The 6,725-nt window shown below is 60.3% G+C and carries 8 protein-coding genes; 4 read left to right on the top strand and 4 right to left on the bottom strand.

All coding sequences use genetic code 11. From position 1 onward, the window contains the following. The first annotated feature begins 61 nt into the window (after nt 1–61). From cobS to ACI3K0_RS24735, 3 genes are read left to right on the top strand one after another with little or no spacing between them, the layout of a single operon-like run. On the top strand, nt 62–880 hold the full coding sequence (cobS, locus tag ACI3K0_RS24725) for an adenosylcobinamide-GDP ribazoletransferase (RefSeq protein ID WP_404946410.1): 819 nt from the start codon (nt 62–64) through the stop codon (nt 878–880). Between the two features lie 19 nt (nt 881–899). After that, nucleotides 900–1,121 (top strand): DUF1289 domain-containing protein, encoded by a 222-nt coding sequence (locus tag ACI3K0_RS24730; protein ID WP_148148498.1) that lies wholly within the window; start codon nt 900–902, stop codon nt 1,119–1,121. Then, nucleotides 1,118–1,819, top strand: coding sequence for a TIGR02281 family clan AA aspartic protease (locus ACI3K0_RS24735; protein WP_148148499.1), 702 nt, complete (start codon nt 1,118–1,120; stop codon nt 1,817–1,819). The genes ACI3K0_RS24730 and ACI3K0_RS24735 overlap by 4 nt, the downstream gene beginning before the upstream one ends. Nucleotides 1,820–1,936: 117 nt before the next feature. On the opposite strand, the gene ACI3K0_RS24740 is transcribed toward ACI3K0_RS24735, so the two are convergent. Further along, the gene (locus ACI3K0_RS24740) at nt 1,937–2,935 is read right to left on the bottom strand and encodes an AraC family transcriptional regulator (RefSeq protein WP_183821742.1); all 999 of its coding nucleotides are present in this window, start codon (nt 2,933–2,935) and stop codon (nt 1,937–1,939) included. 83 nt (nt 2,936–3,018) lie between these two features. Here ACI3K0_RS24740 and ACI3K0_RS24745 point away from each other — a divergent pair, with 83 nt between their 5' ends. After that, complete coding sequence (locus tag ACI3K0_RS24745; RefSeq protein WP_183821743.1) at nt 3,019–4,224, top strand: MFS transporter; 1,206 nt, start codon at nt 3,019–3,021, stop codon at nt 4,222–4,224. Nucleotides 4,225–4,288: 64 nt separating this feature from the next. Here ACI3K0_RS24745 and ACI3K0_RS24750 read toward each other — a convergent pair whose 3' ends face one another. The 3 genes from ACI3K0_RS24750 to ACI3K0_RS24760 form a co-directional block, all read right to left on the bottom strand. Beyond that, the gene (locus tag ACI3K0_RS24750) at nt 4,289–5,050 is read right to left on the bottom strand and encodes an ABC transporter permease (protein ID WP_148148502.1); all 762 of its coding nucleotides are present in this window, start codon (nt 5,048–5,050) and stop codon (nt 4,289–4,291) included. Beyond that, entirely contained in the window at nt 5,047–5,973 is a 927-nt protein-coding gene (locus tag ACI3K0_RS24755; protein WP_148148518.1) for an ABC transporter ATP-binding protein, read from the bottom strand. The genes ACI3K0_RS24750 and ACI3K0_RS24755 overlap by 4 nt, the downstream gene beginning before the upstream one ends. A gap of 167 nt (nt 5,974–6,140) precedes the next feature. Continuing rightward, nucleotides 6,141–6,506, bottom strand: coding sequence for a hypothetical protein (locus ACI3K0_RS24760; protein WP_183686137.1), 366 nt, complete (start codon nt 6,504–6,506; stop codon nt 6,141–6,143). Nucleotides 6,507–6,725 lie beyond the last annotated feature (219 nt).

The following is a 6,725-nucleotide window of genomic DNA, read 5'->3' on the forward strand; positions in this document are numbered from 1 at the left end:
TCTCTCGTCTTAGCCGGCGCGTCATCGTCCGGCACTTGTGTTCACCGGCAAATCGCGCTTTGTGTGCGCATCTCTTAATCGCCTATATCGGGAGCGACAACTGCCAAACGCGACGGATTTCATCGCCGACCTAGCCCGCTCGGTCGCATTTCTCAGCCGCATCCCCGTGCCGGACCGTTTCTTTCTCGGTCAAAGCGGCTCGTTTTCCCGTGCAGTCAGGGCATTTCCGCTTGCCGGCGTGCTGATCGCGCTCGTCCCCGCACTCGTGCTTTACATGTTGTCGCAGACGGGTGACGCGCTTGTGACGAGCATGATTGCTCTGTCACTGATGGTTCTGTTGACCGGCGCGCTGCATGAAGATGGCCTTGCGGATGCAGCCGATGGGCTGGGCGGCGGACGTGACCGCGAACATGCGCTCGCGATCATGAAAGACAGCCGTATCGGCTCCTACGGTGTCGTTGCAATGCTTTTGTCCTTCCTGCTGCGCGCAGCATCGCTCGCGGCACTCGCCCGGTTCGATTCCAGCCTGGCGGCAGTCTCGATGCTAGCCGCGGCCTGCCTCAGCCGCTCGGTAATGATCTGGCACTGGAGCGCGCTCCCGCCTGCCCGAACAAACGGCGTGGCGGTGGCCATCGGCGCACCCGAACGGGGCTCGCGTAACCTTGCACTGCTGATCGGCGGCGTGATGGGGCTGATCTTCATCGCCTCTCACCTCGGCATTCCGGTTGCGATCTTTGCGATCCTCGTCTGCGCCGCCGCCGGCCAGTTCTTTACCGCTTTCGTCCGCCGCAAGCTTGGCGGCCATACGGGCGATACGATCGGCGCCACACAACAGGTTAGCGAAATCGTGCTTCTTTCGACCCTTGCCCTGATCGCCTGAACCTCCGATATAGGTTTGCATGATTTCGCCCTGCATCCTTGTCTGTTCGATCGACCTGAAAACCGGCTATTGCTTTGGTTGCGGCCGCACGCGCGACGAGATTGCCGGCTGGATCGACTATTCCGATGCCGAGCGGCATTCGATCATGGACGGGCTTACCGCCCGGCTGGAAACGGTCGAACGAAAACCGCGGCGGGAGACCAGACGACAGAAAATAGCAAAGGAGCGCCAGATCACATGAACGGACTGACCTTCGTGCTTCTCGTGCTCGGCGCAGGCCTTGCGCTGCTGGTCTTCAACCATTCGTCGGGCCAGACCTTCGGCATCGACAACAACGATTTCGGCCAACTCATCTATCTCGTCCCGATTGCCGGCCTGCTTGGTGCCGGCATTCTTGCCGGTCGCCGCGGCGGCATGAACGAGGCATTACGCAATCTCGCCATCTGGCTGGTCATCATCCTCGGACTGGTTGCCGCCTATCTTTACAGAAACGACGCCAACCAGTTCGCCGGCCGCATGGTCGCAGGGCTGATGCCCGGCCGAGCCGTCGTCGTCACGGGAAGCGACGGAAACGAGGTCATCATCCAGAAGGCACTCGGCGGGCATTTCCAGGCCGATGTCGCGGTCGACGGAAAAAACATCCCGATGCTCGTCGACACCGGTGCCAGCAGCGTGGTTCTCTCCTTCGAGGATGCCTCGGCAGTCGGAATAGATACCGGCGGCCTCGCCTACACTGTCCGGGTAATGACCGCCAACGGCCCTGCCATGGCCGCCCCCGTCAGGCTCGACGAGATCGCCATCGGCCCGATCTCGCGCAGAAACGTCCGCGCCATGGTAGCCCAGGACGGAATGCTGGACGAAAGCCTGCTTGGCATGAGCTTTCTGTCGACGCTGAGTTCGCTCAACATGCAGACAGACGAGTTGCGGCTAAGGGATTAGGCAAGCCGGCACACGCCGTCTCATTGTGACGACATGCTTGAGAAACGCCGCCGGTCCATCAGGCTTCCAGCTCCTCGCGCCATCGGATGGGCAGAGCCGGTTCCCGCGTCCTTCGCCTCACCCGACCGCGGCCAGTTCGACCATCTCGTCAGGCGCCGTTTCGCTATCCGGCTTGCCTCGAAAATGGCTTGGTGGGTGTCCGATGATACGCTTGAAGGCACGGCTGAACGAGGCTTCAGCGTCATAACCGAGTTTTTCGGCCGCCGTCGCTACCCGCATGCCTTGCTTCAGCCAGAGACGCGCCTGGTGCATTCTCACCAGTGCAACATACCGGGCGGGCGTTTCTCCGACGACGCGGGCAAACCGCTCGGAGAAACCGGAACGTGAGGCACCCATCAGCCGCGCAAGTTCGGCCACAGACCAGTCACGTTCAGGCTCAAGGTGAATGGCAGCGAGAACCCGCCCGACCTCCGGATTACGCACCGCCGCAATCCAGCCATTCGTATTGCCGCAGCCGTGTTCGACCCAGGTGCGAATGATCGTCGCCGTCAGGACATCCGCCAGCCGCGCCAGAATACCGCCGGCGCCGACCCGATCCATATCCACCTCGCGCGCCATGGCATCCAGAAGATGCGGAATGGCCGGCTCGCTGGTTGCAAGGTCGCTGGTCAGTATCGTTTCGGGCATGAGCTGCAGAAGCGGATGCAACCTGTCTATATTGAAGCGCATCGACGCGGTCAGCGCCACCGTGCCGCAACGTGCATCGGCGCATTGCATGTCGAATACGCCCTCACAGACCTGCTTCTTGCCGTAACGCCCGAAAGGCAGCGGCTCGACAGTCTCGGCACTCGCTATCACATGGGCGTCACCGCGCGGCAGTATGACGGCATCTCCGGCATTCAGCTGCAGCCATTCGCCTGAAGGCGCCTTGAGAAGCGCCCTGCCGGACGAAATGAAATGAAACCGCGCCGCATCCTCGGCCGGAAAGGCCGTGGCCCAAGGGTCCGCGAGCCGGCAACGCCCGTATTCGACACCGTCGAGCCGTAGGCCCCGCAGCATTTCCGACAAGGGATCGGCTCCAGCCGACGATGAGAATTTGGACGATCTGTCAAGCATGTCGGATTTTCTAGCATGGAAACGCCAGTCCGTCACGCCTATTCCTGACAAAAGCCAAATAGGCTGCAATTCAGGAGAATCTCATGCACGGCACCCCCTTATCATCTGACGATGCAGCGCGAACGGAACATGATGTCGCACGTTGGGGCGCAGTCGCCTCGTTGACCTTGGGCGTGTTCGGCCTCGTCACTGCCGAATTCCTTCCCGTCAGCCTGTTGACCCCGCTCTCGGCTGATCTCGGCGTCGGCACCGGCGTCGCCGGCCAGTCGATCACCACCACCGCAGTGATCGCCGCAATCGCCGGACCCGGCGTCATCATCGGAACCCGCAAGATCGACCGGCGCTGGACAGTTCTGGCGCTGACGACACTTCTGGTCATTTCCAGCCTCCTCGCCGCGATCGCCACCGATATCTATACGGTATTCGCCGCCCGCATCCTTCTCGGCGTCGGGCTCGGCGGTTTCTGGGCCATGTCGGCAGCACTTGCCATGCGCCTCGTCCCACCGGCGCGGATGCCGCGCGCGATGGCCATCATCATGGCCGGCGTTTCGCTTGCCACCGTCTGTGCCGCGCCGCTCGGCGCCTGGATCGGCGACACGCTCGGCTGGCGGGCGGCATTCTATCTGTCCGCTGCCGTCGGCTTCGTTGCATTGGTCGCCCAGGCGACGCTCCTGCCCGCTTTGCCGCCGACCGGTCACGCCGGGCTTGGCACGCTTGCGGCGCTGATGCGCCGGCCGGCAATCCGCACCGGCCTGATCACCATCCTGCTTTTCGTTGCAGGCCATTTTGCCGGTTTCACCTATATCCGTCCGTTCCTGGAGCGGGTGCCGCAGCTTGATGTCGAAACCATCTCGCTGATCCTGCTTGCCTATGGCGTTGCAGGCTTTTTCGGCAACATGCTCGGCGGCATGGTTTCGGAACGCAGCCCGCGCCTGTCGATCGTCCTGTTCACCACGCTCGTTGCCGCATCGGCCGTCGTTTTGGCCGTTGGCGGTGCCTCGCTTGCCGTTGCGGCGACTGCGATCGCATTCTGGGGCCTCGCCTTCGGTGCCTTCCCGGTCAGCGTACAGAGTTTCGTCGTGCGCCATGCGCAGGATGAGGCGGAAAGCGCCGGCGCTCTGGTGATCCCGGCCTTCCAGATCGCGATTTCGAGCGGCGCGGTTCTCGGCGGCCTCCTGATCGAAACCCAGGGTCCGGTTTCCGTCGTGATGCTTCTTGCGGCAGCCAGCCTGCTTGCCGCATCGGTCATGGCCGCACGCGGCGAACGCCGCCAGCTGTCGCTCGGATAAGAGTGGCCGACTGTTGAAAGACAAAGCGATAGGCGGGGATAAGCCGCCTATCGCCCTCTCCGCGTCAGCTGCGCAGCCGATAGCCCGTCTTGAACATCCAGCCGAGCATCGACAGGCACAGAGCCAGAAAGACGCCGATCATGATCAGGCTGATCACCGGATTGACGTCGGCGATCTCATAGAAGCTCCAGCGAAAGCCGCTGACGAGATAAAGAACCGGGTTCAAGTGGCTTACCGCCTGCCAGAATGGCGGCAGCATGTCGATCGAATAGAAGCTTCCACCCAAAAATGTCAGCGGCGGCACGACAAGCATCGGCACGATGTTCAACTGCTCGAAATTCTTCGCCCATACACCGATGATGAAGCCGAACAGGCTGAAGGTGATTGCGGTGAGCACAAGGAAGAGCACCATCATGAACGGATGGGCGATGCGGATATCGACGAAGAAGGAAGCCGTCGCGAGGATAATCAACCCGATGATCAGCCCCTTGCTGGCGGCTGCACCAACATAACCGATCAGGATTTCCGTCATCGCCACCGGCGCCGACAGGATCTCGTATATCGTGCCGGTGAACTTCGGAAAGTATATGCCGATCGAGCCGTTCGCGACGCATTGGGTCAGAAGCGTCAGCATGATCAGGCCCGGCGTGATGAACGAGCCGTAGGACACACCTTCGATCGACTGGATGCGCGAACCGATCGCCGTGCCGAAGACGATGAAATAGAGCGAAGTGGTGATGACCGGCGAGATGACGCTCTGCAAAAGCGTGCGGCGCATGCGCGCCATCTCGAAGAAGTAGATGGATTTGATCGCTTCGATATTCATGCCTTTTCCTCCACCAGAGCAACGAAAATGTCCTCCAGCGAGCTTTGCCGGGTCGAGAGATCCCGGAAATGGATGCCTGCCGCCGTCAGCGCCGAAAGCAGCGAGGCAATGCTGTCCTGGCTTTCCTCGTGGCTGTATTCATGCGTAAGCGACATGCCGTCTTCACTGAGCGAAAGCGAAAAGGCCGCAAGGCTCGGCGGTATCTCGTCCAGCTTCTCGGTCAGTTCGAGTTTCATCTGCTTGCGGCCGAACTGTTTCATCAGCCCGGTCTTTTCCTGCAGCAACAATAGCTGCCCGCCATTGATGACCCCTACGCGGTCGGCGATCTCTTCCGCCTCCTCGATATAATGGGTGGTCAGAATGATGGTGACGCCATCCTCGCGCAGCCGCTTGACCACTTCCCACATGTCGCGGCGCAGGCTGACATCGACGCCGGCTGTCGGCTCGTCGAGGAACAGCACTTCCGGCTCGTGGCTCAGCGCCTTGGCGATCAGCACGCGCCGCTTCATGCCGCCGGAAAGTTCGCGCAACATGTTGTCCTTCTTCTTCCACAAGGACAGTTCGCGCAAAATCTTCTCGATCAGCGCCGGGTTCGGCTTCTTGCCGTAGACGCCGCGGGAAAAGCTTACCGTGTTCCAGACCGTTTCGAACTGGTCGGTGGTCAGCTCCTGCGGCACGAGACCGATCAGCGATCGCGTCTGGCGAAAATCCTTGACCACATCATGCCCGCCGACAAGCACCTTGCCGCCGGTCGGGTTGACGATACCGCAGACAATAGAGATCAGCGTCGTCTTGCCGGCGCCGTTCGGCCCGAGCAAAGCGAGGATCTCGCCACGCTCGATATCGAGATCGATGCCCTTCAGGGCCTCGAACCCGTTACCATAGGTCTTTGTCAGTTGCTGTACGGAAATAATGGGGGGCATGGGAACCGCATTCGTATAGGGCGACATTGCGAGGAAGTTGTTCCCCGGAGATGCCGCAATATAGGGTCGCGTTCCCATGAAGCTATCCCTTCATGGAAGAATATTGCGTTCGGGATTTTGGGACGATGCGGAGACGTTCGGGGTTGTCCGTTATCGGCCCAAACCGGTCATCGGGTATGCTTGACAGCATATTCCCCAGCGATTGGGCCGCTAGTCCACGGGCCAACGTCGTAGCCTGCTTCAAGACTATTGAGCTGCGTCTGAACCGCGCCCTCCAACTCATCTTGCAGCGATTGATATCGTTCGATGACGCCAAACTGCGACCACGGTGATCGATTAAACCCATGCTCATAATGGTTGTAGTAAATCACAATTTCGCCAATTAATGCGACAACCCAGCAAGGCCCGTAACCCTTCAACTCCCATTCTTCAGGTGGCCGCTTAATAGCGTCCCAAAACTTGCGCTGTTTGAACGACATGCGGCTCCATCCATCGTTAATGTGGTCCCAAAGTCTTTCTTCTGGGAAGCGCATGCTTGTTCTCTGTAGTGACGGGGCATCGTTGCCAATCTTGATATCTCAGTATCCAAAAAACCATGAGTCCTAGACTGAGGCAACGTCCGCAATTGATGCTGTGGACGGCTCCTCCGCCGGCATCGCGATGTGCCATATTCGCGGTGCTGTTAGGAACCGCATGGGAGGAGCCATCCATGGAAGAGATTACCACGATTGGAGTCGACATTGCTAAGTCGG

Source organism: Rhizobium sp. ZW T2_16, from assembly GCF_044987325.1.
Classification (GTDB): Bacteria; Pseudomonadota; Alphaproteobacteria; order Rhizobiales; family Rhizobiaceae; genus Neorhizobium; species Neorhizobium cellulosilyticum.

Excerpts from the sequence above, each read along its gene's own strand:
- ACI3K0_RS24730 (WP_148148498.1), top strand. The coding sequence starts at position 900 with ATGATTTCGCCCTGCATCCTTGTCTGTTCGATCGACCTGAAAACCGGC.
- ACI3K0_RS24735 (WP_148148499.1), top strand. The coding sequence starts at position 1,118 with ATGAACGGACTGACCTTCGTGCTTCTCGTGCTCGGCGCAGGCCTTGCG.
- ACI3K0_RS24740 (WP_183821742.1), bottom strand. The coding sequence starts at position 2,935 with ATGCTTGACAGATCGTCCAAATTCTCATCGTCGGCTGGAGCCGATCCC.
- ACI3K0_RS24745 (WP_183821743.1), top strand. The coding sequence starts at position 3,019 with ATGCACGGCACCCCCTTATCATCTGACGATGCAGCGCGAACGGAACAT.
- ACI3K0_RS24750 (WP_148148502.1), bottom strand. The coding sequence starts at position 5,050 with ATGAATATCGAAGCGATCAAATCCATCTACTTCTTCGAGATGGCGCGC.
- ACI3K0_RS24755 (WP_148148518.1), bottom strand. The coding sequence starts at position 5,973 with ATGCCCCCCATTATTTCCGTACAGCAACTGACAAAGACCTATGGTAAC.
- ACI3K0_RS24760 (WP_183686137.1), bottom strand. The coding sequence starts at position 6,506 with ATGCGCTTCCCAGAAGAAAGACTTTGGGACCACATTAACGATGGATGG.